Here is a 26,155-nt window from a genome sequence, read left to right on the forward strand (position 1 = left end):
CGCGCGCGGCCCGGGATCCCCAGCGCCCGTTCCTCCGCGTTCCTCCTCTCCGCGAGATGCCGTGCGGGTACGCGGCGCGCCGGAGGAGGCGCACCGCGGCGGCGCCTCGTGGAGAGGAGACGGACACGGCACAGCCTCAGCCGCGGACGTAGAATCGACCCCATGCCGCAGATACGGATCAGGGACGCCGCCGCCGCGCTCGGCGTGAGCGACGACACGCTGCGGCGCTGGATCGAGAACGGGACGCTCGAGAGCGCGAAGGACGCGTCCGGGAGACGCGTCGTCGACGGCCTCGAGGTCGCCCGGCTCGCCCGCGCGAACGCCGTGCTGCCGGAGGATCCGTCCCCGGTCGCGCGCTCGGCCCGCAACCGCTTCGTCGGGATCGTCACCGGCATCGTGATGGACACCGTGATGGCGCAGGTCGAGCTGCAGTGCGGTCCCCACCGCGTGGTCTCGCTGATGAGCAGCGAAGCGGTCCGCGAGCTCGGGCTCGAGCCCGGGTCTCCCGCGGTGGCGGTGGTCAAGGCGACCACGGTCATCGTCGAGACGCCGCTCGCCCGCGGCTGATGCGCACCGGGTCCGGCCTGCCGCGCTGGGTCGTGGCCGTCGCCGCGCTCGGCGCCCTGCTGGTGCTGCTCCCGCTCGCCGCGATCCTCGCCCGCGTCGACTGGCCGCAGTTCCTGCCGCTGATCACCTCCGACTCCTCCGTCGCCGCGCTCCTGCTGAGCCTGCGCACCTCCGCCGTCGCGACCCTGCTGTGCCTGCTGCTCGGCACCCCGATGGCCCTCGTGCTCGCCCGCACGGCCTTCCCCGGCCAGCGCCTGCTCCGCTCGCTGGTGCTGCTGCCGCTGGTGCTCCCGCCGGTGGTCGGCGGGCTGGCGCTGCTCTTCACCTTCGGGCGGATGGGCCTGCTCGGCGGCGCACTGGAGGCCCTCGGCGTCCGCATCGCGTTCTCGACCACCGCCGTCGTGATCGCGCAGACCTTCGTGGCCCTGCCGTTCCTGGTGCTGACGCTCGAGGGCGCGCTGCGCAGCGCCGGCGCGCGGTACGAGTCGGTCGCAGCGACGCTCGGCGCCTCCCCCGGGACAGTGCTCCGCCGGATCACGCTGCCGCTGATCCTGCCGGGCCTCGCCTCGGGCGCGATCCTCTCGTTCGCGCGGGCGCTCGGCGAGTTCGGGGCGACGCTGACCTTCGCCGGCAGCCTCGAGGGCACGACGCGCACCCTCCCGCTCGAGATCTACCTGCAGCGGGAGAGCGATCCGGACGCGGCGGTCGCCCTCGCGCTGGTGCTCGTGGTGGTCGCGGTGCTCGTGATCGGTCTCGCGCACGGCCGCTCAGCCCGGGGGGTGCCGCGGTGAGCCTGCTGCTGGAGGCGCGGCTCGCGGCGCGCGGGATCGACGTGCGGATCGACGTGGCCGAGGGCGAGACGATCGCGCTGCTCGGGCCCAACGGCGCGGGCAAGTCGACCGTGCTCGAGCTGATCGCCGGCCTCGTCCGCGCCGACTCCGGGCGGGCGACCGCCGGCGGCGACCTGCTCTTCGACGACCGCCGGTGGACTCCTCCGCACCGCCGCGCCGTCGCCCTGCTGGCGCAGGACCCGCTGCTGTTCCCGCACCTCAGCGTGCGCGAGAACGCGGCGTTCGGTCCGCGCAGCGCCGGCACCGGACGGGCGCGGTCCCGCGAGCGGGCCGAGCGCGAGCTGGCCGCCGCGGGCGTGGCCGACCTGGCCGACCGGCGCCCGGGGAGCCTCTCCGGCGGTCAGGCTCAGCGGGTCGCCCTCGCCCGGGCCCTCGCGACCGACCCGCGCCTCCTGCTGCTCGACGAGCCGCTGGCCGCGGTCGACGCCCGGACCGCCCCGGTCCTCCGCCGGATGCTCCGCGAGGTGCTCGCCGACCGCTCGGCGATCGTGGTCACCCACGACGTGCTCGACGCCTGGACCCTCGCCGACCGGGTATTGGTGCTGCACGGCGGCCGGGTGGTGGAGGAGGGGCCGACCGCCCGGGTCCTCACGCGCCCGCGCACCGCGTTCACCGCCGAGCTCGCCGGGCTCGAGCTGCTCGAGGGCGTCCGCACCGCGACGGGTCTGCGCACCGCCGGCGGGCACGAGCTGTCCGGAGTCGCGGCCGAGCCGGTCGCGGTCGGCGCCGCGGTGCTCGCCGCGGTCCGCCCCTCCGCCGTCTCCGTCGGAGAGGGAGGCCTCCGCGCCGTGATCACCGATGTGGAGCAGCGGGGAGACGCGGTGCGGGTGCGCAGCGCGCTCCTGACCGCCGACGTCCCGGCGGCCGACGCGGCGCGCCTCGACCTCGCGCCCGGACGCGAGGCAGGCTTCACCGTCGCTCCAGAGGATCTGCTGGTCTACCCGGCGTGAGGGGCGGGCACGAGGAGACGGCTCGCCACCCGGCATGAATCCGTCCCTCGGACCGCCCTGTGCTCGACGCGAGGGACGGCGGGAGCGCCCGTCCCGTTACTCCGCCCCGCCGCCGTCCGCGTCGGACAGCGGGAGCCGCGCCCTCAGCCGCGCCCCCGCCAGCACGGGCGAGTCCGAGAGCTCCAACGAGCCCCCGTAGACCGCGAGCTGCCGCTCCAGCCGCGCCAGGCCCGAGCGCGTCGACCCCTCGACGAGTCCGCGGCCGTCGTCGTCGAGGGTGAGCACCACGACGCCCGCCTCCTCGTCGCCGCGCACCCGCAGCGAGGAGGCGCCGCCGTGCTTCATCGCGTTGGTGACCGCCTCCTCCAGGAACCGGACCAGGAGCATCCGCTGGTCGAGCGGCGGCTCGGCGCCCTCGGCGGCGAGCGCCGGGATGCGGCCGAGGTCGAGGTCGACGGCGATCTCGGGAGGGAGGCGCGCGACGAGGTCGCGGACGGCGGGGACCAGGCCGTGGTCGATCTCGACCGGGTAGAGGGCGTGGCCGACCGCGCGCACCTCGTCCTCGCGGAGCCGGTCGAGCCGGGCGGCGATGGCGAGCAGCCGCTCCGAGGCCGCCTCGTCGGATGCGCTAGCGACCGCGTGCAGCTCGGCGGTCAGCACCACGAGTCCGTTCTGGAGGCCGCCGTGCAGGCTCTGCGCGACGTCGCGCCGCACCCGCAGCTCCTCCCGCTGCAGGGCCTGCACCGCCTCGAGCGCCTGCACGGAGGCGCGGGCGTGCTCCCGCTCCTTCTCGCGCACCCGCCGCGCCGCGCGCACGAGCAGGTAGCCGTAGGCGGTGATCAGCGCGATCACCGTGCATCCCACGACCAGCTCGACCGCGAGAGCGGGGAGGGCCGAGAGCGGGTAGACGCCGGTCAGCACCTGGAGGCAGCAGCGGACGAGTCCCATCCCCACGGCGATGACCGCCGTCCGGGCCACGCGGGCGCCGCCGGTCGCGCGCTCGGGACGCAGCACCGCGACCAGGGCGATCGCGAGCCCGATCGTCGACACGTTGACCAGGACGCGCGTCGTCACATCGAGCAGCGGCCCCGGATCGACGCCCCGCAGCGTCCGCGACAGCATCCCGAGCGCGAAGACGGCCTGGAGCGCGGCCAGCAGCGAGAGGACGCCGCCGAGGAGGGCCATCGCTCCGAGGACGATGCGGTTGTCCTCGCGCGTGTCGCTCGGGCCGGCGCTCATCCGGTGTGCTCGAGGAAGAGGAGCGTCGCGTCGACCCGCGGGTTGCGCTCGCCGTCCGACCGCACGCCGAGGCCCGCGTAGACGGCGTTGACGTGGTTGTCGACCGAGCGGACCGCGATGCCGAGGCGCTCGCCGATCGCGGCGTTGGTCAGCCCCGATGCGAGACCCGAGAGCACCTCGTACTGGCGCGGGCTCAGCGCGGCGACCGGGGAGTCGCGGCGGGCCGCGCGGGCGGCGACCAGCGCCGGATCGAGCACGGTGCGGCCGTCCGCCGTCGCGCGGACGGAGGCGAGCAGCGCGGGGGCGGAGAGGAGGAGGTCTTCGAGAGGTAGCTCCAGCCGCGGGCCTCGGCGCGGTCGAGGCGGAGGAAGCGGTGCATCGCGTCGACGGCCGAGAGCAGGACGATGCCCAGCCCCGGCGCGGTGGACCGCAGCCGGCGCCCGAGCTCGATGCCGTCCCCGTCGCCGAGCTCGATGTCGAGGATCGCCACGTCGAGCTCCGCGGGCCGCAGCACCGACCGCGCCTCCGTGGCGGATCCGGCCTCCACGACGCTCCGCACGCCCGGCACCGCGCGCAGCAGCGACGACAGCATGTGCCGGTAGAGGGGCTGGTCGTCGACGACGGCCAGCCTGAGCTCCGGAACGCCCTCCACGGATGTCATCCGCCCATCTTCACCCATGCTCCGGAGGTCGAGGCGTCCCTCGACCGGGGGTCACCGCGCGAGGATCCGCGTCGGCTCGCGGGCGGCGGCGGGCGCCTGCCCCGTGAGCGGGGGGATCAGGAGTGACGGGGCGGGGTCGATGAGGCGGGTGCGGAGGGGCGTGGGGTGGGCTCCGGGAAGGGCGGTGAGGAGCAGAGCCGCACGCCGCTCCGGTTCGCCCGCCGCGCCGCGTCGGAGTGCCCACCGCGCCGCTCAAGACAGCCGGACGCCCGTCAGGGCGAGGCCCGCGGCGGCCGCCGCGACGGCGAGCGCAGCCGTGCCGACGCCGTACCCCAGGCCGGCCCGGCGAGCGTCGCGACCGGCACGACGCCCAACGGGGGAAGTGCGGCGCCGATCGCGGCGCGGGCAGCCGTGCCGACGGCTCCGCCCGCCGCGACGAGGAGGATCGCGGAGGGGCGCAGGTGGAGGGGTCGCGTCACTCCGCGAGGTCCCAGGGCGCCGGGCGCGACGGGTCGCGGTCGGCGCGCGGGACGACGAGCACGGGGCGGTGCTGACGGTGCGCGAGGTGGGCGGCGACGCTCCCGCTGAGGAACTCGGCGATGCTCGCGAGCACGCCCGCGTCGCGGGTGCCGACCACGATCATCCGCGCGTCGACCTCCTCGGCGACCTCGGCGAGCGCCAGGGCGGGCTCGCCCCGCGCCGCGCGGAGCGACCACTGCACGGTGCTGCCGTCCAGCTCGTGCTCGACCGTCTCGCGGAGCCCGGGCGGGAGGGACGGGCCCTCGCCGCGGTCGGCCGCGGCGCCGACGAAGCCGAGCGGGATGCCGCCGGTCATCGGATCGACGTACTCGCCGACGAGGTACGGATCGGCCGAGACCGACACGAGCAGCAGGGCGGCTCCGGCGTCGGCGGCGACGCGGGCGGCGGTGCGCAGGACCTCGGGTCGCTGGCCGTCGACGATGCCGACGAGGACGGGCCCGGTGGGGGTGGGTGCGGTCATGAGGAGCTCCTTCCCGGTTGCGCCCCATCCTGGCACCGCGCGGGCGCGAGCGGTCGGAGCATCCGTGCCGGATCCGTCGTGATCGTTCCGTTATGCGCGGGCCTCGGGCTAGAGTGGCTCGTCGCCGGATCCCCACCGGCCCCCGACCCCCGTCACCACCGTCATCCGAGGAGAACGCACGCGTGTCGAAGCCAGGCATTCCCATCCCTGAGGAGAGTGCCGGCACCCCGACCACTGCACCCCTGACCCGGCGCGAGGCCCGCGAGGCCGAGCGCCGTGCGGCCCGGGCCGAGACGGAGACGGGCGCGGCGACCGCCGGCACCGCGGTCGAGGGCAGCGGATCGGACGACTCCGCCGCTTCCGCAGGCGCTGGCGACTCCGCGCCCACCGCCGTCGACGCCGCAACGGCCGTGGCGACCGCTCCGACCGTCTCGGTCGAGGTCCCCGCCGTCGCCTCCCCCGCCTCCCGGTCGATCCCGGCCTCACCGCGCCGCGCGTCCGCCTTCCGCCCCGTCGCTCCCCGCGCCGCCGAGCCCGCCCGGGCCCGCGGCCTCAGCCGCCGCGCCCTGGCCTTCGGCACCTTCTCGGTGGTCGGCGGCCTCTTCGCCACGGCCGCGATCCCCGCGTACGGCGCCCGCAGCTCCTCCGCCACCACGACCGGCCGCGCCGCCGCGAACCGGGTCGGCCTCCAGAACCTCACCGTCTCCTCCGACGCCGCCGGCCAGACCGCCGTCCGCGACGCCTTCGCCGCACCGACCCAGGCGCAGCTCGACGAGGCCAGCCGCCAGGCGGCCGTGCTCTCCGGATCCAACGGCGGAGAGTTCTCGACCGTGCAGACCCGCGCGGTCGGCGACGACTACCCGTGGCCCTACGAGACCATCGACGACGACGGCGGCGGACTCTCGCCCCTCGGCTACTACTACCGCGAGTGCGTCGACTTCGTGGCCTGGCGCCTCAACCGCGACGCCGGCCGCACCTCCGCGCCGTGGAAGTACACGTGGGGGAACATCACCCCGCTCGGCGGCAGCGCCTACGAGTGGCCGGACAACTGGGCCGCGAAGGGCTGGGCGACCAGCAGCGTCCCGATCGTCGGCTGCGTCGCGTGGTGGACCTACAACCACGTCTCGTACGTGCAGAAGGTCAACGACGACGGCACCGTGCTCCTCGAGGAGTACAACTACGGCGGCAAGCACAGCTACGTCACCCGCACCTTCCCCACCGCGCAGGTCCCGCTCTTCCTGTACCCGCCGGCCCTGTAGGGGGCCTGTTCCCGTCGCGCCTCGGCGGGCGGAGCGTCGCAGTCCCGCTCCCGGCGCGCGTCAGCCGAGCGCGGCGAGGAGGATCGCGAAGGCTGCCGTCGTCGGATCGACGAGCGCCATGTGGTCGGCGTCGGCGAGCTCGTGCAGCTGCACGGCGAGATGCCGGTCGGCGTATCGGCGGCTGTAGGCGACGGGGACGTCCTCGTCGAGTAGGCCGTGGATCAGCGTGGTCGGCTGCGGCGGCGTGGGCAGCTGCGCGGGGTCGGCGCCCGGGAGCAGCGCGAGGTCGCCGCCGAGGAGCTCCCCCACGGCGTCGTCGCTGAGGCGGTCGGCGGAGGCGGCGGCCAGGTCGAGCACGCCCGCCAGCGCCACCACAGCGGCGACGTGCGGCGACGGACGGGCGGCCTGCGACCAGACAGCGAGGTGGCCGCCGGCGGAGTGGCCGACGAGGGTGACCGGTCCGGCGCCGGGCAGCAGCGCCGGGAGCGCCGCGAGCACGGCCAGGACGTCGTCGCCGGTGCCCGGCCAGCCGCCTCCCGTGTCGCCCGTGCGCCGGTACTCGGGGAGGAGCACGTCGTGCCCGCGGTCGGCCAGCGCCGCCGCGAGCGGCCGGGCGTGCCGCCGGTCCCACCGCGCCCGCCAGAACCCGCCGTGCACGAGCACGACCGGCCGGCGCGCCCCGCCGGGCGCCCCGCGGAAGACGTCCGCGATCTGCTCCGGAGCCTCCCCGTACCGGCGCACCTCGTCCGGCTCGCGCCCCTCCGACTGCTGCATCCCCCCAGTACCTCCCCGCGAGACGCCACGTCGGTGCGCCCGGCACGGCGTGTCGCGTACCGGAGCGGCATCTCGCGGAGAGGGAGGGGAGGGCGCGGGAGCTCGCGTCAGGACTCGAACCAGCCCCGGGGGTGGTGGTCGGCCGTGAGGGGCGTGCGCGGCCGGGTCGGGCGGGCCCAGCGGACGGCGTTCGCCAGCACGCGCCGGATGTCCGGGTGGTGGTAGACAGGGTAGTCCTGGTCGCCGGGCGAGAAGTAGAAGACCTTCCCGAGGCCGCGGGTGTAGGTCACGCCGGAGCGGAACACCTCGCCGCCGGTGAACGTCGACAGGAACACCGTCTCCTCCGGCACCGGGATGTCGAAGTACTCGCCGTACATCTCCTGCTCGGGGATGATCAGCGGGCTGGGCACGCCCTCGGCGATCGGATGCGTGGGCGCGATCGTCCAGACCAGCTCGCGGTCGCGGTCGTTGCGCCACTTCAGCGAGCAGGTCGTGCCCATGAGCGCCTTGAAGATCGACGAGTAGTGGCCCGAGTGCAGGACCAGGATCCCCATCCCCTCCTGCACGTGCCGCTGAACCCGCTGGACGACCTCGTCCGACACCTCCTCGTGCGCGATGTGCCCCCACCACAGCAGCACGTCCGTCGTCGCGAGCGCCTCCTCGGTGAGCCCGTGCTCGGGCTCGGGGAGCGTCGCGGTGCGCACCGAGACGGCGTCGCCGAGCGACTCCGCGAGTCCGTCCGCGATGACGCGGTGGATGCCGTCCGGGTAGTGGCGCAGCACGGTCTCGTCGCCGCGGGTCTCGTGGCGGAACTCGTTCCAGACGAGGACCTCGATCGGGGCGCTCATGCGACCGCCACCTCCTGCTTCTCGGCGGCGGAGCGGTAGATCGCGTCGACCACCCGGCTGCGGTGCAGCGCGTACTCGCCGTAGTGGCCGGAGTAGCGGGGGCCGCCCGCGGGCGCGTCGGCTCCCGAGGCGATCGCCTCCAGGAACTCGGCGATGACCGAGCGGTGGTGCCCGGCGGGGACCTTCACGTCGGGGTGCGAGGCGGTCGGCGCTCCGGCGACCTCGGAGTAGAGCGTCAGAGTCCCCTCCGTGGCGTAGTCGGCGATGTGGAGGCGCGCGCCCCCGGCCGAGCCGAGCAGCTCGACCTCGATGTCCTCGTCGACCTTCGAGTAGCTGGCCCAGGAGGCGTCGAGCTGGAGCGAGCGGCCGTTGTCGAGGCGCAGCAGGGCGCTCGAGAAGTCCTCCACCTCGAACGCGTGCGTGCCGGTGGCGGCGACGCCGTGCGGGCGCCCTCCGCGGCCGGAGCGGCCGATCTCGCCGTACGCGACCGCCGAGACGCTGGTCACGCGCGGCTCGTCGAGCAGGTGCAGCGCGATGTCGAGCACGTGGGAGCCGAGGTCGATGAGCGGGCCGCCGCCGGCGAGCTCCTTGCTGGTGAACCAGGAGCCGATGCCGGGGATGCCGGTGCGCCGCTGCCAGCTCGCGCGGGCGTGGTAGACGTCGCCCAGCGGCGCGTCGTCGAGGTAGTCGCGGAGGAAGGCGACGTCGGCGCGGCGGCGGTGGTTGTACGCGATCTCGAGCACCCGGTCGTTCGTGCGGGCGGCCTCGACCATCTCGGCCGCCAGCTCGGCGGTGGTGGCGAGCGGCTTCTCGCAGAAGACGTGCTTGCCGCTCTCGAGCGCGGCCACGGCGATCGGGTGGTGCAGGTGGTTCGGGACGCCGATGGAGACGACGTCGAGGTCGTCGCGGGCGACGAGCTCCTCCCAGTCGGCGTAGAGGTCGGGGACGCCGCGGGTCGCGCCGAGTTCGTGCAGGCGCGCCTCCTCCTGGCCGGCGAGCGCGACGACGCGGGCGCCGGGCAGGGACTGGAAGGCGTCGAGGTGGGTGGTGCCGGCGAAGCCGAGGCCGACGACCCCCACGCGCAGCTCAGTGGTGTTCTCTGTCATGCGCCGAGCCTACTCGAATCGATTCGAGCACTCCTCGGGCGGCGTGGCTTCCTGGAGCGCCGGGCAGGCCGAGCGTCAGGCCGCGAGACGCGCCTCGAGCGCGGCGAGCGACGCGCGCAGGGCCGGCGCCTCGAGGGCGTCGCCGTCGGCGGCGGCGTGCGCGGCGGCGAACGCCTGGACCTGGCGGTGCAGCTCGACGCGGGTCCCGCCGCGGGCGACGACCGCGAGCCGCTCGGCGAGGCGCACGCCGGCGCGGACGACGAGCGGCTGCTCCATCGCGTACGAGCGCAGGGCGAGGAACACGTCGGCCAGAAGCTCGCCCGCTCGAGGCCACGGGACGACCAGGCGGACGACTCCGTCGGCGTTGGAGTAGCGGCCGCGCGCCTCCGGCCGGCCGCAGAGGTCGACGAGCGCGCTGGTCAGGGCCTCGACGGCGCCGACCGCGGTGTACGGGTCGTTGGTGCCGGTCGCGAGCCCGCGGACTCCGATCTCGACCACCTGCTGGACGGCGTAGCGGAGGTCCTGGTGCGGGGTGCGCGCGTCGGCGACGACGACCGCGGCGACCGCCTCCTCCTGGGCGACGGACCCCTCCAGGACCTCGAGCACCGGGTCGCCGACGAGGACGTGGTCGCCGGGCAGCGCGAGCACCCGGAGCCGCGCGTCGCCGCGGCGGGCCAGGGCGACCAGCCGCTCGACCTCGAGCTGCTCGACGTAGCCGCCCCGCACCGCCCGCAGGACGACCGGCTCGCGCCCCGCCGGCGGCAGGGCCTCCTCCGCGTCCGTCGGCTCCTCCCCGCTCTCCGGGTGCAGCCGCTCGATGACGTCGAAGAGCTCGCCGAGCACCCGCTGCTGCAGCGTCGTCACCTGCACCGACAGCGCGATGTGGTGGATGAAGTAGACGAGCACCGCTACGTCGCCCACCGCGAGCAGCACCGAGAACGAGACGGCCACCACCGGCACGAACGTCAGCGACGCGTCCTCCTCCGTGTGCACCGCGCGCAGCACGATCAGGGAGTACAGGAACGTGGACGTGAGCACCGCCAGGACGACCTGGTTGCCGCGGTCGGCCATGAAGTTGCGGACCAGCCGGGGCCCGTAGGCGGAGGACGTGGTCGCCAGCACCGAGATCGTGATCGAGAACGAGGTCGCGGCGACGCCCAGCATCGTCCCGCCGATCGCCGAGAGGATCGCCCGGCCGCCGGTCGGCGACAGGTCCTCGATCAGGGGGATGTCACTGACGCCGGCGCGGACCAGCAGGTGGTCGACCTCGACCAGCCCCAGCGCCAGCCCGACGGCGAGGACGCCGAACAGGGCCGGGAGGAACCAGAAGGATTCGCGGAGGTGGAGGAGCCGGGAGCGCATCCTCGAAGGCTAGAGCGGCGCCTCCTCGCGGGCCGCGCCGCCGCGGAGGCTTGCGCGCCGGGCCGGGACGTGCCGCGGTGCCCGCCGCGGAGGCGTCGTCGCGTCGAGGGCCGTCCGCACCGCGGGAGCGTCCTCGCGACGGACGCCGGACGCACCGGAGGCGCCGACCCACGGGGATCGGCGCCTCCGCCGGGCGTCAGGTGACGTTGATGAGCGTGCGCTGCCAGCCGGAGGATCCGTCGGGCGCGACCGGCGCGCGGTCCTCGATCTGGACCATGCCGTTCTTGTCGACCGCGCGGACCGCGACGTAGTGCGAGCCGGGCTGGGCGTCCCAGTCGACGAACCACTGCACCCAGGTGTCGAGGTTGACCGGGGTCGAGAGCGTCGCCTCCTGCCAGTCGCCGTTGTCGATGCTCACCTCGACCTTCTCGATGCCGATGCTCTGCGCCCAGGCGACGCCCGCGATCTTGAGAGCGCCCGAGGTGACGGGGACGCCGATCCGCGGGGTGTCGATCCGCGAGGACATCTTGATGGGGGCCTCGGCGGAGTAGCCGCGCGGGGTCCAGTAGGCCTGGTCGGCCTCGAAGGTGGTGACCTTGAGCTCGGTGAGCCACTTGGTGGCCGAGACGTAGCCGTAGAGGCCGGGCACGATCATCCGCACCGGGAAGCCGTGCTCGAACGGGAGGGGCTCGCCGTTCATGCCGACGGCGAGGATCGCGTCGAGGTTCTCGTCCGTGACCGCGGTGATCGGGGTGGACGCCGTGTAGCCGTCGCTGCTGGTGGAGAGGAGCATGTCGGCTCCGCTCTGCACGCCGGCCATCTTCAGCACGTCGCGCAGGGGGACGCCGAGCCACTTGGCGTTGCCGACGAGGTTGCCGCCGACCTGGTTCGAGACGCAGGTGAGGGTGATGCCGTACTCGTCGAGGCCCATGTCGAAGATCTGCTGGAGGTTCAGCGTCACCTCGCGGTCGACCATGCCGGTGATCTTCAGCGACCAGGCCGACGGGTCCAGGTTGGGCACGGTGAGGGCGGTGTCGACGCGGTAGAAGTCGGCGTTCGGCGTGTAGAGCGGGGTGATGCCCTCGATGTCGAGCTCGGCGCCCGCGGGGACCGAGACGGTGCTGCGCGGGGACGGCAGGCGCAGGGCGTCGCGGACACCGGCGAGGGAGGAGGTCGCCGCGTTGACCAGGCGGGCACCGGTGCCGACGACGGCCGCGCCGACGGCGGAGATCAGCGCGATGCGGAAGAAGCCGCGGCGCTCGAGGGCGCCCGGACGGGCCTCGGAGGATGTTCCCCTGGCCTCCGAGGCCCGGGCCGCACGCCAGCCGCGCAGGCGCGTGAAGAGGAGGTGCATGACGACGACGGCGACGACGAGTCCGACCAGCGTGGGCACCGCAGCGAGCGGCGACGCTCCGGTGCGGGTCACGATGGCGGCGATCGAGAGGCCGCCGGCGATCACGAGCAGCACCTGGCCGAGCGGCGGGCGGACCAGCTGGAGCACTCCGGCGATCGCGGCGGCGACGACGACCGCGGCGCCCACGCTGCCGAGCAGGAAGGTCTTGTCGTTCTCGCCGAACGTCTCGATCGCGAACTCCTTGAGCGGGCGCGGGACGATGTCGACGATGAAGGCGCCGAGCGCGAGCACGGGGCTCGCGGTGCGGGCGACCGCGAGGGCGATGAGCTCGGCGACGGCGAGGAGGACTCCGCCCGTGACGATGCCCGCGAGGGCGGCGAGCAGGAAGTAGAGAGCTCGATGCTCGCGCACGGGTGCCGCTGTCTGGTTCATGGAGGAGAGTTTTCTCCCGCGACCTGCCGTTTCCCAGGGTGTCCCTGGTTTGGTCGTGTAGGCGCCTTTTTCATAACGAACAGGTAACGCACAGCGGCGGCATCTCGACGGGATCACCTCTCGCTCGGCCCGCCGCCGGGCCTCACCGCGCGCGACGCCCCCGCCGGAGGACCGCCGCGTTCGCGGTGACGATGAGGGCGATGCCGATCCATCCGGCCGCGCCGACGTCCTGCCCGAGCACGACCGCGCCGATGAGGGCGGCCAGGACGGGGTTGGCGCTCATGAGCGTCCCGAACACGCTCGCCGGGAGCCTCCGGAGCGCGATCACGTCGGCCACGAACGGGACGGCCGTCGCCAGGACGCCGGCGCCGACCGCCAGGAGCACGGTGCCCGCGTCGGGGCGGGTCGAGACGAGCGTCCAGACGGCGACGGGCAGGAAGACGGCGGCGGAGATCCCGGTCGCCGTGGCGGTCCCCTGCGCTCCGGGCAGACGGAGTCCGATGATCCGGTTGAGCAGGATGTACGCGGCCCAGCAGCACGCGGCCGCGAGACCGAGCGCGATCCCCACCTGGTCGGACGATGGCCTCGGCCCGGCGATCGCGACGACGCCTGCTCCGGCGACGAGGGCGCAGAGCGCGCTGGTCCTGCTCCGGGAGCCGAGGAGCGCGACCGCCAGCGGCCCGCAGAACTCCAGGGTCACCGCCAGCCCCAGCCCGATGCGGTCGATGGCCGCGTAGAGCGTGAGGTTCATCGCTCCGAACACCACGGCGAGGAGCAGGACGGGCCACCACTGCGCGCGGGTCAGGTCGCGGATCCGCGGCCGGACGACCGGGAGGAGGATCAGCGCGGCGACGATCTGCCGGACGGCGACCACTCCGACGGATCCCAGGACCGGGAAGGCCAGAGTCCCGGAGGCCGCCCCGAGCTGATTCGAGAGGGCGCTCGCGAGGGCGGTCGCGACGCCGACGGTCCGGCCGTCGCCGGGGAGCTGCTTCGTCATTCCGGAAGTCTGCGAGCCGTCCGGCCCCGGCTCACAATGCGTCATCGGCCCGATCGATGCGGGAACCGCATGAATAGGATGCGGTCATGGAACTGGAACTGCGCCACCTCCGGTCGTTCGTCGGCGTCGTGGACGCCGGGACCTTCACCGACGCGGGGATCGACCTCGGCATCTCCCAGACGGCGGTCTCCCGCAACGTCGCGGCGCTCGAGTCCGTCCTCGGACGAAGGCTCCTCCACCGGACGACCCGCAGCGTCGAGCTCGCGCCGGCGGGCGAGCGGGTGCTGCGGCACGCCCGCCGCGTCCTGGCCGTCGTCGACGACCTTCGCGAGGAGGCGGCGGCCGGGACGGACACGATCCGGATCGGCTACGCCTGGTCGGCTCTCGGCGAGCACACCCAGGAGTTCCAGCGCCGCTGGGCCGCGGCGCTCCCCCGCCACGAGCTGCGGCTGATCCGCTCCAACACCCCCACCGCGGGGCTCGCCGAGGGCCTCAGCGATCTGGCGATCCTCCGGCGCGGATCCCCGGCTGCGGACGTCGAGTCGGCTCTGATCGGCACCGAGAAGCGCTACTGCGCGCTGTCCGCCGACGACCCGCTCGCCGCGAAGCGCACGGTCACCCTCGCCCAGGTGGCGACCGCTCCGCTGGCGCTCGACGACCGGACCGGAAGCACCCGGCTCGACCTCTGGCCCGAGCACGACCGGCCGCGGATCACCGTCCCGACGACCGACGTCGACGACTGGCTCACGGTGATCAGCAGCGGCTCCGCCCGCGGAGTGACCGCGGAATCGACGGTGAGCCAGTACCGACGGCAGGGCCTCGCCTACCGGGTCATCCGCGACGCCCCGCCGGTCCCCGTGCACGCCGCGTGGATCCGGAGCGACCCGCCGCCCGTCCTGGGCGACGTCATCGGGCTGCTCCAGGGCCTCTACCGCACCTCCGACTGACGACGACGGCCGCCGGGGGCGATCCCCGGCGGCCGTCGTCGTCACGTCACTTGCAGGTGAGAGCGGAGTACGCGGCCTGCTTCGTGGTGGTCACCGATGCTCCGTCCACGGTCGCCGTCGCGGTCACCGTCGCCGAGCCCGCGGCCACCGAGGCGGTGCGGGTGGTGAAGGCGTGCGAGGCGCTCGACCCGGGAGCGATCCCGGTGAACGCCTTCGAGCCCCAGGCGGAGCCGAGGGTGATCGCCGCCGGGACCTTCGCGTCGTTCCGAGCGGAGACCGTCACCACGACCTTGCCCGCCACGCAGCGGCTGGTGGCCGTCACGGTGGTCGGCACCGTCGCCGCGGAGGCGCGGACGATGGAGAGGCGGTAGGTCGCTGTCGTCGTGTGGTCCTGCGCCGACGACTCGACGACCACGCTCGTCGTCCCCGAGGCCGCGAGCGGCACGGTGCGGCGGACGGTGTCGTCGATCAGCACGCCGTCGACCTTCACCAGGCCGCTGGGCACGGCCGGGTCCAGGTCGAGCGAGACGCTCGTCGTGCCGGCCGGCACCGTGAGCGTGTGGTCCCTGACCCCGGCGGCGAGAGCCGGCGAGAGCGTCCCGACGTCGGAGGAGAGCTTCGTCAGCTCCGGGTCCGCAGCGTAGGTGGTCGACTCGGTCGTGTAGACCCCGAAGACACCGCCGACGTAGCTGGATCCGGTGCCCTGGAAGCGCACCGTGACGACGGGGATCTTCTGCCCCTTCGCGTCGAGCACGTACTTCCCGCTCTGGTCGCGCTTGTAGCTGTCCTTCGCGGCGAGACCGCTGAGGATCGACGCCGGGATCCGGTCGTACTGGACGTACCAGCTCGTCGCTCCGGCCGCTCCCGAGACCACCTCGGTCTTGAGCTTCACGTCGTTGAGGTAGACGTCGAAGGTGCGTCCCGCGTCGCCGCCGTAGTAGCGGACCCCGAGGTAGTTCGCCGGCAGAGCCGGGTCGACGATCATGTCGTACTGGAAGTACGCCTCCGCCGAGCGCTCGCCGTCGCGGTACCCCTCGCCGCGCCAGGTCCCCACCGAGGACCGCGCGGTCTTGTAGTTCTTGTCGGCCTCGCTGTTGTTGTTGTCGAAGGAGGTGAGGGAGTCGATCGTCGTCTCGTCGACGCGCAGCTGCTCCTTCTGCGTCCGGATCAGCTCCTGGGCCGCGGCCGAGTCGGGCTCGATCAGGGTCATGTAGGTCGCGTAGCGGGCGTTGTAGAGGCTGTAGTACGGAGTGAACACCCGGGCGGCGGACGCGGCGTCGACGTTCTTCATGCCGAAGCGCATCGTCGTGCGGCCGTTGCCGTCCGCGCCGTCGGGCAGGCGGACCAGGTTGCCGCGGACCGCGGACTTCCAGGCCGCGGAGTCCGCGACGACGACGTTCGAGTTCACGGACTTGTCGGCCGTGCCCATGCGCACCAGGACGCCGGCGACGTAGGACGCCTCGACGTTCGAGCGGTTGAGCTCGGTCGCCAGCAGCACCGGTCCGTAGCGGAACGCGGTCCAGTCGGGGTTCTCCGTGTCCGCGACCGCGCTGACCGCGGCGGGCAGCTTCCAGGTCAGCACGTCACCGGCGGCGACGGCGACCGAGACGTATCCGGCCTGGGCCGTGACGGCACGGACGGCACCGTTCACGGTGAGCGTCGGCGCTCCGTCGATCCAGGACGGCACGCGCAGCTTGAGGGTCGTGTCCGCGGCCACGGCTCCTCCGGCCAGCGCTTCGACCCTCAGGGTCGCCGTGTCCGTGCTCGGGATGTCCGCCGTCTGGGTCAGCCGGAGGTTGTTCGCGGAGGAGCGGAGGACCGAGGAGCGGAACTGGTTCACGAAGACGGTCTTCGGCTTCTCGAAGTAGATCGAGTCGCCGAGCTTGGTGAAGCTCTCGATACCCGAGCCGTGGTCGCACCAGAACTCGTCGAGCTCGTGCCCGAAGACCTTGGCGTAGCCCGCGGTCTGCGGCTGGAAGTAGGTCACCATGCCGGTGTCCGGGTTCTGCACCGAGAGGACGCCGTTGATGAACGTCTCCTCGTAGAAGTCGGCGTACTTCACGTCCTCGGTCACCTGGAACAGCGCCCGGGTGAGCTTGAGCATGTTGTAGATGTTGCAGCCCTCGGAGGTCGAGTTCTCGCCGTAGCCGGTGGTCTGGCCGTTCGTGGCGTACTCGTACAGGGTGCCGGGTGCGTGGAAGTGCTCGGACTGGCTGTTGCCGCCGTTGGCGTAGGTGTGGGTCTCGTCGACCATGCGCCAGAAGTTCTCGGCGGCACGGCGGTACATGTCGAGATCCGACTTCTCCGCGGCGGTGAGCGTGGCGTAGAGCGCCGGGTCGTCGGTGAAGACGCGGTAGCGCTTCAGCGCGCCGATCAGCTTCGGGACGGTCGTGTTCGCGTGCAGCCCGTTGAGGACGTCCTCGTTGTTCGCGAGCTTCTGGAACAGCGCGGTCTCGTCGAAGTACTCGGCCGCGCGCTTGTGCGCCGGGTCGTGCGTGGTCTCGTACAGGCGGTAGAGCGCCTCGTTCATTCCGCCGTACTCCGTGTTCAGGAGCTGCCCGGGGTTGGCCTGGCGGCCCGCCCAGGCGGTGATCCAGCTGCCGAAGCCGCCGGCGACGGTGAGCGCCTTCTGCGAGACGGCGTCGGGCGCCTGGTCGTGGGCGTCGAGGAGGCCTGCGAGCACCTTGTGCAGGTTGTAGAAGGGGACGAGCAGGCCGTCGCCGCCTGAGGGGAGGTAGCGGGTCGGGAACGGCGAGACGTAGCCGGCGTTCGCGGGGTCCTTCAGCGCGTAGGCGTCCTGGACCTTCTTCAGACCGTCGACGGAAGCGGTGAGCTTCGCGAGCAGAGCCGCCTTGGTGGCCGCGTCCTCCTCGGTCGCGTAGGCCTGCGAGAGCGCCGAGAGGTAGTGGCCGAAGAAGTGGCCCTGGAACCGGGTGCCGTTCTCGCGCTCCCAACCCCCGTATCCGCCGCTGGTGGTCGGTGTGAGCCCGGCCTCGCGGTAGAAGGAGTAGAGGAACATCTCGGGGTCGAGGCTCAGCAGGTACTCGACGGTCTGCTGCTCCCCGTTCTCGAGGTAGGGGTCCTGCACGGAGACGTCGGACAGGCCGGCCTCCAGAAGGTAGTTCGACGTCTTCACTCCCCGGGGCTGCACCTGGAGAGTGTAGGTCTTCGTGACCGCGGTGCTGCCCCCGTAGGTGGCGGAGCCGGTGAGGACGACCTGCGTCGCGGAGCCGGTGGGCGGCGTGACCGCGGCCGTGCCTCCGCTGATCGCGACGGTCGCCGGGTCGGAGGAGGTCCAGCTGAGGGCGGACCCCTTCGCGCCGACGGTGGGCAGGGTGAAGCCGGTGCTGGTGCTCGCGGGCGGGGCGACCAGCTCGAGGTCGGCCCGGGCGATGCTCGCGGGGTCGAAGGAGGGGTTCCCGGCCTTCGTCAGGGCGACGACGTCGGTGGTGGTGGCGACGCCGTTGTAGAGCGCGTAGTCGTCGAGCAGGCCGCGCAGGTGCGCGCCGTTGTACTGGGGGCCGTTGAAGCCGAGGGTCTTCGTCGACGTGCTCTCGGAGCCGAGGACGCCGGACGCGGAGGAGGACGGCGCGGTCTTGACGACGGCGGTCTGCTTCACCCCGTTGCGGTAGAAGGCGACGGCCTTGGTGCTCTTGTCGTACGTGGCGACCACGTGCGTCCACTCCCCCGCGGGGAAGAAGCTGGAGCGCGCGGTCTCGACGGCGACCTTGTACGGCTGACCGCCGGACGGGCCGATCGAGAGCGCGAGCGGGGTGCCGTCGCCCTCGGAGGTGAGGTACCAGCCGTCGGAGTTGTAGGCGGTCTTGTTCCAGGTGAAGACCTGCTCACCGGTCATCGCGCTGGTCGGCTTGTACCAGAACGAGACGGTGAGGTCGGCGGGCTGCAGCGCCGCCGCAGTGCCGAGCGAGATCGCGTTCGATCCGGTGAACTCGAACGCCCGGCCGTTCAGGCCGGTGCCGTAGGAGGCGGTGCCCTTCTGCATCCCGAGGGCGGTACCACGACCGCTGGTGTCGGCGAGCGACCCGTCGAACGGGAGCTCGAGCACCTTCGCGGCGTCGAGCGAGGTGGTGGGGGCGGCCTGAGCCGTGGGGCCGACCGACAGGAGACCCGCCGTCAGCGCCATCACCGCCACGGTGGCCAGGGGGAGTCGTCGTCGCATTCGTGAGGCCTCTCGTCGTTGAGAAATCCGGCCCAGGGGGGCGGGCCGCCTCGAATGTTACCGTTAACAACTGTTTTCGGTGAGGTTTCGGTGAGAGGACTGACAGGGTCCTCGGGTGCTCAGCGGCGCCGGTCCAGAGCCGCCCGGAGGTACGGAGCGGTGCGGCTGCCCGCGGCCTCGGCGACCTCCTCCGGAGTGCCCGTCGCGACCACCGAGCCGCCGGCCCGGCCCGCTCCCGGGCCGAGGTCCACGACCCAGTCCGCGTCGGCGACGACACGCATGTCGTGCTCGACGACGATCACCGTGTTGCCCGCGTCGACCAGGTGCTGCAGGTGCTCGAGCAGGCGGTCGGCGTCGGCGGGGTGCAGGCCCGACGTCGGCTCGTCGAGCAGGTAGAGCGTGTCCCCGCGCTGGGCGCGACGCAGCTCCGAGGCGAGCTTCACCCGCTGCGCCTCTCCCCCGGACAGCTCGGGCGCCGGCTGGCCGAGCGAGACGTAGCCGAGCCCCACGTCCACCAGCGCGTCGAGGTGGCGGGCGACCTCGCGGTCCTCGGCGAAGGCCTCGCGCGCATCGGCGACGCTCAGCGCGAGGACGTCGGCGATCGTCCGGCCGCCCAGGGTGACCTCGAGGGTCTCGTCGTTGTACCGGGTGCCGCCGCACGCCGTGCAGGGCGCCTCGACGGTCGGGAGGAACAGCAGCTCCACCTCCACGGAGCCCTCGCCCTTGCAGACGGGGCAGCGCCCGCTGGGCAGGTTGAAGGAGAAGCGGCTCGCCGAGAAGCGGCGGCGCTTCGCCTCCGGTGTGGCCGCGAAGAGCGTCCGCACCCGGTCGAACAGGCCCGTGTAGGTCGCGACGTTCGAGCGCGAGGTCCGGCCGATCGGGGTCTGGGTCACCTGCACCACCCGGCGCAGGCGGTCCGCGGGCCCGGAGGCGGTGCCGCGGGTCGCCGCCGCAGCCGCGTCGAGCAGCGGGTCCGCCTCCCCACCCTCCTCGGCCGGCGCGTCCTCGGCGACGTCGGCGCGGAGCGAGGCGCGCAGCAGATCGGGCAGCGCCTGGTTCACGAGCGTCGACTTGCCCGATCCGGAGACGCCGGTGACCGCGGTGAGAACCCCGACCGGGAACGCGACGGAGAGGTCGTCGAGCGTGTGCCGCGAGACTCCGGCGAGCTCGATCCACTGCTCCGCGGTGCGGCGGGAGCGCAGCGGCGCCGGGTCGCCCTCGGGGAAGAGGTAGCGGCGGGTGACGGAGTCGCGGGCGCCCGGCAGGCCGTCGAGCGGGCCGGAGTAGACGACGGTGCCGCCCCCCGACCCCGCGCCCGGGCCGATGTCGACGATCCAGTCGGCCTCGCGGATGACGTCGAGGGAGTGCTCGACGAAGAAGACGGTGTTGCCGGTCGCCCGCAGGGTCCGCAGGATGCCGAGCAGCGCCTCCGTGTCGGCGGGGTGCAGGCCCGTGGACGGCTCGTCGAGCACGAAGACGACGCCGAAGAGGCGCGAGAGCACCTGCGTTGCGAGGCGCATCCGCTGGAGCTCCCCCGAGGAGAGCGTCGGCGTGGAGCGGTCGAGCGAGAGGTGGCCGAGGCCCAGGTCGACGATCGGCGCGAGGCGGGCGACGAGGTCCTCGACCAGCCGCTGCGCGGCCAGGCGGGTCTGCGGAGCGCCGTCGGCCGGGGTCCAGCCGGGCTCCAGCACGCGCCGCGCGACGACGACCAGCTCCTCGAGCGGGAGCGCTGACAGCTCGGTGATGTCGAGCCCCTCGAAGGTGACGGCGAGCGCGTCGGGCTTCAGCCTCTGGCCGCCGCACACCGGGCAGGCGACGCTGACGACGAACGAGGCCGCGCGCTCGCGCATCCGGGCGCTCTTCGAGCCGGCGAAGGTGTCGAGCACGTAGCGGCGCACCCCGAGGAACGTGCTCATGTAGCGCGGCTCGTCACCGGCCGCCACGGCCGCGCGCACCTCCGCGGGAGAGCGGTCGGTCCACACGGGAACCTGCGGGGAGTCGGGAGTGTGCAGGATCCAGTCGCGGTCCTCCGCGGGCAGGTCGCGCCACGGAGCGTCGATGTCGTGTCCGAGCGAGATCAGGCTGTCGCGCAGCTGCTTGCCGTGCCAGGCGGTCGGCCAGGCGGCGAGCGCCCCGTCGCGGATCGAGAGCGAGTCGTCCGGCACCATCAGCTCGTCGGGGACGTCGTAGACCCGGCCGATGCCGTGGCAGCTCGGGCAGGCGCCCTGCACGGTGTTGGCCGAGAAGTCCTCCGCGAGCAGCATCGGCGCGCCCTCGGGGTAGGCGCCGATGCGCGAGAACACCATCCGCACCACGCTCGAGAGCGTCGTCGCACTGCCGACCGTGGAGCGGGCCGAGCCTCCGGAGCGCCGCTGCGGGAGGGCGACGGCCGGCGGCAGGCCCTCGATAGAGTCGACGTCCGGCACGCCGACCTGGTCGATCAGCCGCCGCGCGTAGGGGGCGACCGACTCGAAGTAGCGGCGCTGCGCCTCCGCGTAGAGCGTGCCGAAGGCGAGCGAGCTCTTGCCCGATCCGGAGACCCCCGTGAAGGCGACGAGGGCGTCGCGCGGCACGTCGACGTCGATGCTCCGGAGGTTGTTCTCGCGGGCGCCGCGCACGCGGACGTGGTCGAGGGGGTCGGTGGTTCCAGGCGCGCTCATCCGTACAGCCTGCCGTGCCGGGATGTGGGGCGGCCGCCGCGGAGCTCCGAGGCGCTCGACGCCGAGACGGCCCGCTCCCGGCCGAGGCACCGCGGTGGGGCGGTGTCTCGGCGGGGGCGGGCCGTCTCGGCGTCAGCGGCGCGCGTGCGTCAGCAGGTGCGCGCCGGGTAGGCCGCGGTCAGGGCGCCCGCGGTGAGCGAGGCGGCCGGGACCGAGGCCTGACGGGTGGTGAAGGCGGCCGAGGCGCTGGCGCCGGGGGCGGCGGTCAGCGTCTGCGAGGCGCCGAACGGCGAGCGGATGACGACCGAGAGGGGCGTCGTGCCCGTGTTCTTCACCACTCCGGTGAGGACGACCTTGCCCGCGACGCAGCGGGTGGACGCGGTGAGCGTCGAGGTCGGTGCCGTCACCACCACGGTCGCGGTGACCGTGACGGCCGTGGAGCTCGAGAGCCGACGGTCGGCGGCGTTGTAGGCCGTCGATCCGTTCGCGCCCACCCACTGGTTGTCGTTCGCACCGATCGTGCGGACGACTCCGGTGACGGAGTAGCGGCCGGGCGCCGTCGCCACCGCGGAGGTGTTCCAGGTGACCGGCTGCGAGGCGGTGCCCCGGTTGTAGGCGAGCACGACGTCGGCGCGGGCGGGCAGAGCCGCCGCGGCGTCGGTGCCGGAGGCGACCGTCACCTCGCCGAGGTCCGAGCGGACCGCGGAGGCGGCGTCGGCCGAGCGGACCTCGGCGTACTGCCCCGCGGTCAGCGAGACGATGCCGCCGTGCTTGGTCGACGAGGCGAGCGAGAAGCCCGGGTCGGTGAGCTGGGTCCAGCCCGTGTCGAGGTCGTTCGTCACCATCGGCTTGTAGCCGGTCGCGGGGATCACGTCGACGTACAGGTACCAGGTGTCCTCGCCGTGGTCCTTGAACACCGCGGGGCCCTCGACCCCACCGGGGTTGCCGCCGGACCACACCGCGCCGATGCGCGACTGGATCTGCGTCCACGAGGTCGTCGGCAGCCACCAGGTCGCCGAGGTGGTCGACTCCATGTAGATGCCCTTGCCGGTGCCGTTGTCCTTCGAGATCCGGTAGGTCGTGCCGGAGTCCTGGATCAGCGTGGTGTCGATCGTGTCGGCCCCGGTGTCGATGAAGGTGCCGCCGTACGAGTAGGTGGCCTGCGTGAAGTCCGTGGTCGCTCCCCAGAGCACGCGGGAGGATCCGGTGCCCGGCGTGTGCGCCGCGGTCGGGTAGACCGTCGAGGACCAGTAGACGACGAACGCGCCCTTGCCGGGTCCCGCGTAGTCCGGCACCCACGTGGCCTCGGGAGCCCACATCATGCCGGCCTCGAGCTTCTTCGTCCCCGCGGCGTCGAGCGCCACGTCGAACTGGCGGACGTCGCTCCACGACACGAGGTCGCTCGACTCCCAGACGTTCATCTTCGTGCTGCCCTTGGTGGTCCAGTAGCACCAGGTGTCGCAGGTGCTGGGGCCCCGGTCGCCGCCGAAGACGCGGAGGTCCGTGGCGATGATGTAGTACTTCTTCGTGTCGGGGTTGTAGGTCAGGTACGGGTCGCGGACACCGGTGGTGCCGAGGTCGGAGGCCAGGATCGGCTTCGCGCCGTTGAGCGGGTCCCACTTCTCCGGGTCGTCGCCGCGGGAGACGTCGAGGTAGATCTTCTCGGCGTAGCCCTGGGAGTCCTCGACGAAGTGGACCATCAGGTAGCCGTAGGGGGTGTCGACGCCGACCTGCGGCTCGACCGTCACGGCGATCGAGCGGGTCTGCACGATTCCGCGGATCGACGCCGTCGCGGTGAGCGACGAGGTGCGCGCGGCCTGGCCCACGGCGGGGCGGTCGGCGCTGAGGGTGCGGCCGTCGGCCGAGACGCGCAGGGTCGGGTCGCTGGAGGACCAGGTCACCGCTCCTCCGTAGTCGGGCAGGTTCGTGGTCGAGTCGTCGACGGTGAGCGGGGCGACCCCGGCCAGCACGGCGGCGGCGATCGGGGAGAACGTGGAGGCGTGAGGCTTCGCGTCGACGCTCGACACGGCCACCACCTCCGCCCCGGTGAGCGCGCGGTCGTAGACGCGGAACGCCGAGACCTCGCCCGTGTAGAACGGGTCGGGGTACGGTGCGCGGCCGATCGTGTTGAGCGACTGGTCGGCCACCGACGAGGGGCGCAGGGCGGTGGGCGCCGAGGCGACCTGGACGCCGTCGACGAAGAACGAGATCGTGCCGGCGCTGCCGTCGATCACCGACGTGAGGCTGTACCAGCGGTCGGCGGTGAGGGCGGAGGCGCTGCGGGCGTTGTTCTCGCCGTTCCCTCCGCTGGTCGTGATCGCGGTGCGCACGCGATCGCGGACGGACGCGAACCAGTACTGGTTCGTACTGTCGCTGCCGATGTTCCACAGGAAGTGGAAGTTCGAGAGCATCGACGCGTCGGCGCGGGTCTCGATCGTGACGGTGGCCGACGAGCGGCCGGTCAGCAGGTTCGCGGGCAGCTGCACCCAGGGGGCCGTGGTGCTGCTCTTGGGGCCGCCGGTGAGGCGGAGCGACGTGCCGGTCCAGAGCGCGTCGGTCGCGTTGCGGACGGTGGCGGCTCCCACGCCTCCGCTCACGGTGTTCGGGACCGTGCTGCCGGTGGTCTGCGTGAACCGGTAGTCGGCGAGGAGGCCCTGCTGCGGGATCACGGCATCGGCCGCCTGCGCGGCCGGAGCCGGGGCGACGAGGCCCGAGAGCAGCACTGCTCCGAGGCCGAGCGCGGCGAGCGCTGCGCGCAGCGGCGCTCGCCGCGCGGGTGTGGTGGTGGGGGGCATGGTGCTCCTTCAGTGGAGTGGTGCGGTTCAGGGAGGGGGAGAGGATCTCGGGGTGCCGAGCCCTGCTGGGTCGAGCAGCGCCGTCAGGGGCGTGTCGGAGCCTGTGTGCGGAGCACGAAGGGCTCGATGCGCCGCCGGGCGGCTGCTCGACCGGCAGGGAGGGGCAGCTGCTCGACCGGCACGAGGGATCAGCCGCCGGGGTTCGTGTCGGTGTACCCGGTGGTCGGGGCGGTGGTGCCGAGTGCCGCGAGGGTGGGCGCCTTCCGCTTCACGACGGGGTTGCCCGGGCTGTCGCGACCATGGAGCAGTCGCCGTCGTGGAACTCGATCGCGGGGTCGGCGGTGTCCGGAGCGATCGGGTCGGTGGAGGTCGGCTCGCCGAGGGCGACGGCCGGGGAGGCGGCGGTGAAGGGCAGCGGAGCCACCGCGGCGAGGAGGATCAGCAGCCCGGCCGTGTGGCGGCGCCGGAGCCCCGCGGATCGGGGGAGCTCGGCGTCGACGGGCGTCGATGCGGTCGTCATCGTGACTCCATCGTCAGGGGCGGCGTGGGGCCCGGAGGCGCACCGTGAGCGGCGCGCCCCCGGGGGCGGGGGGGGCTGCGGAGAGGCCCCGGAGGGCGCCAAGGGGAGAGGCCCGGTGGACCTCGGACAAGAACTCGCCGTGACTCGCAGGATCCGGGGGACCTCCACCTCGAGGCCTCCGACGCCGCCAGCTGCACGGTTTGTTCACGGTAACAGGGCGTCTGCGCAAACTCAACGGCCCCCGTGAGCGGGGGTGGCATCACTTCACGGCGCCTGCGGTCCGCGCGGTCGCTTTCGTCACGGAGGAAGGATCCGCGGCGCCCCGTGGAACGGCGCAGGCGACGTGGGCCGGATCGGACGTTCGTCGTGAGTCGTGATCAGCACCGCCGTCCCGAGCCGCCGTCCTCTTTCTTCCACCGCCGCTCGCGCCTCCGCCGCCGCTGTCAAGAGGGGAGAGACGGTCCGCGCCCCTCGCCTAGGGTGCCGGGATGCCCCGCACCCGGACGTCCCGCGCCGCCCTCGCCTGGCGGGAGGCGGTCACCGGCTCGCGCTTGATGCTCGCTCTCAAGACGGCGCTGGCAGTCGGCATCGCCTGGGCCGTCGCGCCGCTCGCTCCCGGAGTCGCGGAGCAGTACCCGTACTACGCGCCGCTCGGCGCCCTGGTCAGCATGTACCCGACCCTGATGGGCTCGGTCCGCACCGGACTGCAGACCCTGCTCGGCCTGGCGGCGGGGATCGGGCTCGCCGCCCTCGTGGTGGTCACCGTCGGCCCGACCTGGTGGACGATCCCGCTCGTCGTCGGGATCGGCGTGGTCCTCTCGGGGACGGGGTGGTTCGGCGCGGGCCGCGAGTACGTGCCGATGGCGGCCCTCTTCGTGCTGATCATCGGCGGGGCCGACGCCGAGGACTACTCCCTCGGCTACCTCGTGCAGATGGCGGTGGGCGTGGTGGTGGGGCTGCTGGTGAACGTGGTCGTCGCCCCCGGGCTCACCGTCGAGGCGGCGTCCGCCCGGGTCGACGCGTTCCAGCGCGAGCTCGCGGAGCACCTGCGCCAGCTGGCCGCCGCGCTCGAGGAGACGTGGCCGCCCGAGCACGAGGCGTGGGCGCGCAACGGCGAGGAGCTGGCCCGGACGGCGGAGGAGGTCCGCGCGGCCCTCGCGGACGCGGACGAGAGCCGCAAGGGCAACCCGCGCGCACTGCTGCACCGGCGCGACTCCCGACCCGACCACCTCCGCCTCGAGACGCTCGACGCGATCCTCTTCCACGTCCGGGATCTGAGCGGCGCCCTCGCGGACACCATCTGGGAGCGGCCGGGCGCGCTCCCGTTCGATCCGGCGCTCGGCCCGCCGCTGAGCGAGGCCTGCCGGGCGGTCGCCGACGCGATCGACCGCGACGACGCCGGCTCCCCCGCCGCGCACCGGGCGATCGGGGGCGCGGCCCGCGCGATCCGGCACCTCGTGCAGGTCGTCGACGAGCGGACCGCCGCGACCTCCCGGACCCTCGGGCCCGGCGTCCTCGCGGCGATGCACCTCCGCCGCGTCCTGGTGCGCCTGCAGCACGACGGCGCGGAGCCGCAGGAGGAGTGAGGGCTGGCGCCTCCCGTCCCATACTGATATGGTGATGGGACATCAGGAGGACGGGGACGACGTG

The 26,155-nt window shown here is 73.5% G+C and carries 21 protein-coding genes; 6 read left to right on the top strand and 15 right to left on the bottom strand.

Annotated elements, in window-relative coordinates; translation table 11 throughout:
• The first annotated feature begins 162 nt into the window (after window positions 1-162).
• Genes C5C36_RS03450 through C5C36_RS03460 form a run of 3 tightly spaced genes read left to right on the top strand, consistent with a single transcriptional unit; the run spans window position 163 to window position 2,368 of the window.
• Window positions 163-567 (top strand): molybdopterin-binding protein, encoded by a 405-nt coding sequence (locus C5C36_RS03450; protein WP_104222447.1) that lies wholly within the window; start codon window positions 163-165, stop codon window positions 565-567.
• Window positions 567-1,358, top strand: a complete 792-nt coding sequence (locus tag C5C36_RS03455) for an ABC transporter permease (protein WP_104222446.1) — start codon at window positions 567-569, stop codon at window positions 1,356-1,358. Before C5C36_RS03450 ends, C5C36_RS03455 begins: the two co-directional genes overlap by 1 nt.
• Entirely contained in the window at window positions 1,355-2,368 is a 1,014-nt protein-coding gene (locus C5C36_RS03460) for a sulfate/molybdate ABC transporter ATP-binding protein (RefSeq protein ID WP_104309264.1), read from the top strand. Before C5C36_RS03455 ends, C5C36_RS03460 begins: the two co-directional genes overlap by 4 nt.
• Window positions 2,369-2,464: 96 nt before the next feature.
• Here C5C36_RS03460 and C5C36_RS03465 read toward each other — a convergent pair whose 3' ends face one another.
• The 5 genes from C5C36_RS03465 to C5C36_RS03475 form a co-directional block, all read right to left on the bottom strand.
• The gene (locus C5C36_RS03465; RefSeq protein ID WP_104309265.1) at window positions 2,465-3,607 is read right to left on the bottom strand and encodes a sensor histidine kinase; all 1,143 of its coding nucleotides are present in this window, start codon (window positions 3,605-3,607) and stop codon (window positions 2,465-2,467) included.
• Complete coding sequence (locus C5C36_RS17970; protein WP_258063275.1) at window positions 3,604-3,864, bottom strand: helix-turn-helix transcriptional regulator; 261 nt, start codon at window positions 3,862-3,864, stop codon at window positions 3,604-3,606. Before C5C36_RS17970 ends, C5C36_RS03465 begins: the two co-directional genes overlap by 4 nt.
• Complete coding sequence (locus C5C36_RS03470) at window positions 3,801-4,268, bottom strand: response regulator transcription factor (RefSeq protein WP_258072178.1); 468 nt, start codon at window positions 4,266-4,268, stop codon at window positions 3,801-3,803. The genes C5C36_RS17970 and C5C36_RS03470 overlap by 64 nt, the downstream gene beginning before the upstream one ends.
• 272 nt (window positions 4,269-4,540) lie before the next feature.
• The gene (locus C5C36_RS17260) at window positions 4,541-4,747 is read right to left on the bottom strand and encodes a hypothetical protein (protein ID WP_104247674.1); all 207 of its coding nucleotides are present in this window, start codon (window positions 4,745-4,747) and stop codon (window positions 4,541-4,543) included.
• The gene (locus tag C5C36_RS03475; protein ID WP_104239244.1) at window positions 4,744-5,268 is read right to left on the bottom strand and encodes a universal stress protein; all 525 of its coding nucleotides are present in this window, start codon (window positions 5,266-5,268) and stop codon (window positions 4,744-4,746) included. Before C5C36_RS03475 ends, C5C36_RS17260 begins: the two co-directional genes overlap by 4 nt.
• 182 nt (window positions 5,269-5,450) lie before the next feature.
• On the opposite strand from C5C36_RS03475, the gene C5C36_RS03480 reads away from it, so the two are divergent.
• Entirely contained in the window at window positions 5,451-6,527 is a 1,077-nt protein-coding gene (locus tag C5C36_RS03480) for a CHAP domain-containing protein (protein ID WP_104309266.1), read from the top strand.
• Window positions 6,528-6,587: 60 nt separating this feature from the next.
• Here C5C36_RS03480 and C5C36_RS17265 read toward each other — a convergent pair whose 3' ends face one another.
• The 6 genes from C5C36_RS17265 to C5C36_RS03510 form a co-directional block, all read right to left on the bottom strand.
• Window positions 6,588-7,301: an alpha/beta hydrolase gene (locus C5C36_RS17265; protein WP_146085301.1), complete on the bottom strand. Its 714-nt coding sequence runs from the start codon at window positions 7,299-7,301 to the stop codon at window positions 6,588-6,590.
• 107 nt (window positions 7,302-7,408) lie between these two features.
• Window positions 7,409-8,149 carry a ThuA domain-containing protein gene (locus C5C36_RS03490; RefSeq protein WP_104269312.1) on the bottom strand — a complete coding sequence of 247 codons (741 nt, stop codon included), beginning with the start codon at window positions 8,147-8,149 and terminating at the stop codon, window positions 7,409-7,411.
• Complete coding sequence (locus C5C36_RS03495; protein ID WP_104309267.1) at window positions 8,146-9,255, bottom strand: Gfo/Idh/MocA family protein; 1,110 nt, start codon at window positions 9,253-9,255, stop codon at window positions 8,146-8,148. The genes C5C36_RS03490 and C5C36_RS03495 overlap by 4 nt, the downstream gene beginning before the upstream one ends.
• A gap of 75 nt (window positions 9,256-9,330) precedes the next feature.
• Entirely contained in the window at window positions 9,331-10,617 is a 1,287-nt protein-coding gene (locus tag C5C36_RS03500) for a DUF2254 domain-containing protein (protein WP_104309268.1), read from the bottom strand.
• 196 nt (window positions 10,618-10,813) lie between these two features.
• Window positions 10,814-12,403: a molybdopterin-dependent oxidoreductase gene (locus C5C36_RS03505; protein ID WP_104226578.1), complete on the bottom strand. Its 1,590-nt coding sequence runs from the start codon at window positions 12,401-12,403 to the stop codon at window positions 10,814-10,816.
• Window positions 12,404-12,545: 142 nt separating this feature from the next.
• Complete coding sequence (locus C5C36_RS03510; RefSeq protein ID WP_104269307.1) at window positions 12,546-13,403, bottom strand: DMT family transporter; 858 nt, start codon at window positions 13,401-13,403, stop codon at window positions 12,546-12,548.
• Between the two features lie 86 nt (window positions 13,404-13,489).
• Between C5C36_RS03510 and C5C36_RS03515 the strand changes: the two genes are divergently transcribed.
• Window positions 13,490-14,350 (top strand): LysR family transcriptional regulator, encoded by an 861-nt coding sequence (locus tag C5C36_RS03515; protein WP_104309269.1) that lies wholly within the window; start codon window positions 13,490-13,492, stop codon window positions 14,348-14,350.
• Between the two features lie 46 nt (window positions 14,351-14,396).
• On the opposite strand, the gene C5C36_RS03520 is transcribed toward C5C36_RS03515, so the two are convergent.
• From C5C36_RS03520 to C5C36_RS03535, 4 genes are all read right to left on the bottom strand, one after another.
• Window positions 14,397-18,530 (bottom strand): beta-L-arabinofuranosidase domain-containing protein, encoded by a 4,134-nt coding sequence (locus C5C36_RS03520; RefSeq protein WP_104309270.1) that lies wholly within the window; start codon window positions 18,528-18,530, stop codon window positions 14,397-14,399.
• A 119-nt stretch (window positions 18,531-18,649) separates the two neighbouring features.
• Window positions 18,650-21,190, bottom strand: a complete 2,541-nt coding sequence (locus tag C5C36_RS03525; protein ID WP_104260640.1) for an excinuclease ABC subunit UvrA — start codon at window positions 21,188-21,190, stop codon at window positions 18,650-18,652.
• A gap of 149 nt (window positions 21,191-21,339) precedes the next feature.
• Window positions 21,340-23,985, bottom strand: coding sequence for a LamG-like jellyroll fold domain-containing protein (locus C5C36_RS03530; RefSeq protein WP_104248202.1), 2,646 nt, complete (start codon window positions 23,983-23,985; stop codon window positions 21,340-21,342).
• Window positions 23,986-24,253: 268 nt separating this feature from the next.
• Window positions 24,254-24,505 (bottom strand): hypothetical protein, encoded by a 252-nt coding sequence (locus tag C5C36_RS03535; RefSeq protein ID WP_104226573.1) that lies wholly within the window; start codon window positions 24,503-24,505, stop codon window positions 24,254-24,256.
• Between the two features lie 488 nt (window positions 24,506-24,993).
• Between C5C36_RS03535 and C5C36_RS03540 the strand changes: the two genes are divergently transcribed.
• Window positions 24,994-26,091 (top strand): aromatic acid exporter family protein, encoded by a 1,098-nt coding sequence (locus tag C5C36_RS03540; protein ID WP_104283006.1) that lies wholly within the window; start codon window positions 24,994-24,996, stop codon window positions 26,089-26,091.
• Window positions 26,092-26,155 lie beyond the last annotated feature (64 nt).

Origin of the sequence: Rathayibacter sp. AY1G1, assembly GCF_002932095.1 — a bacterium.
In the GTDB taxonomy this organism is placed as follows: domain Bacteria; phylum Actinomycetota; class Actinomycetes; order Actinomycetales; family Microbacteriaceae; genus Rathayibacter.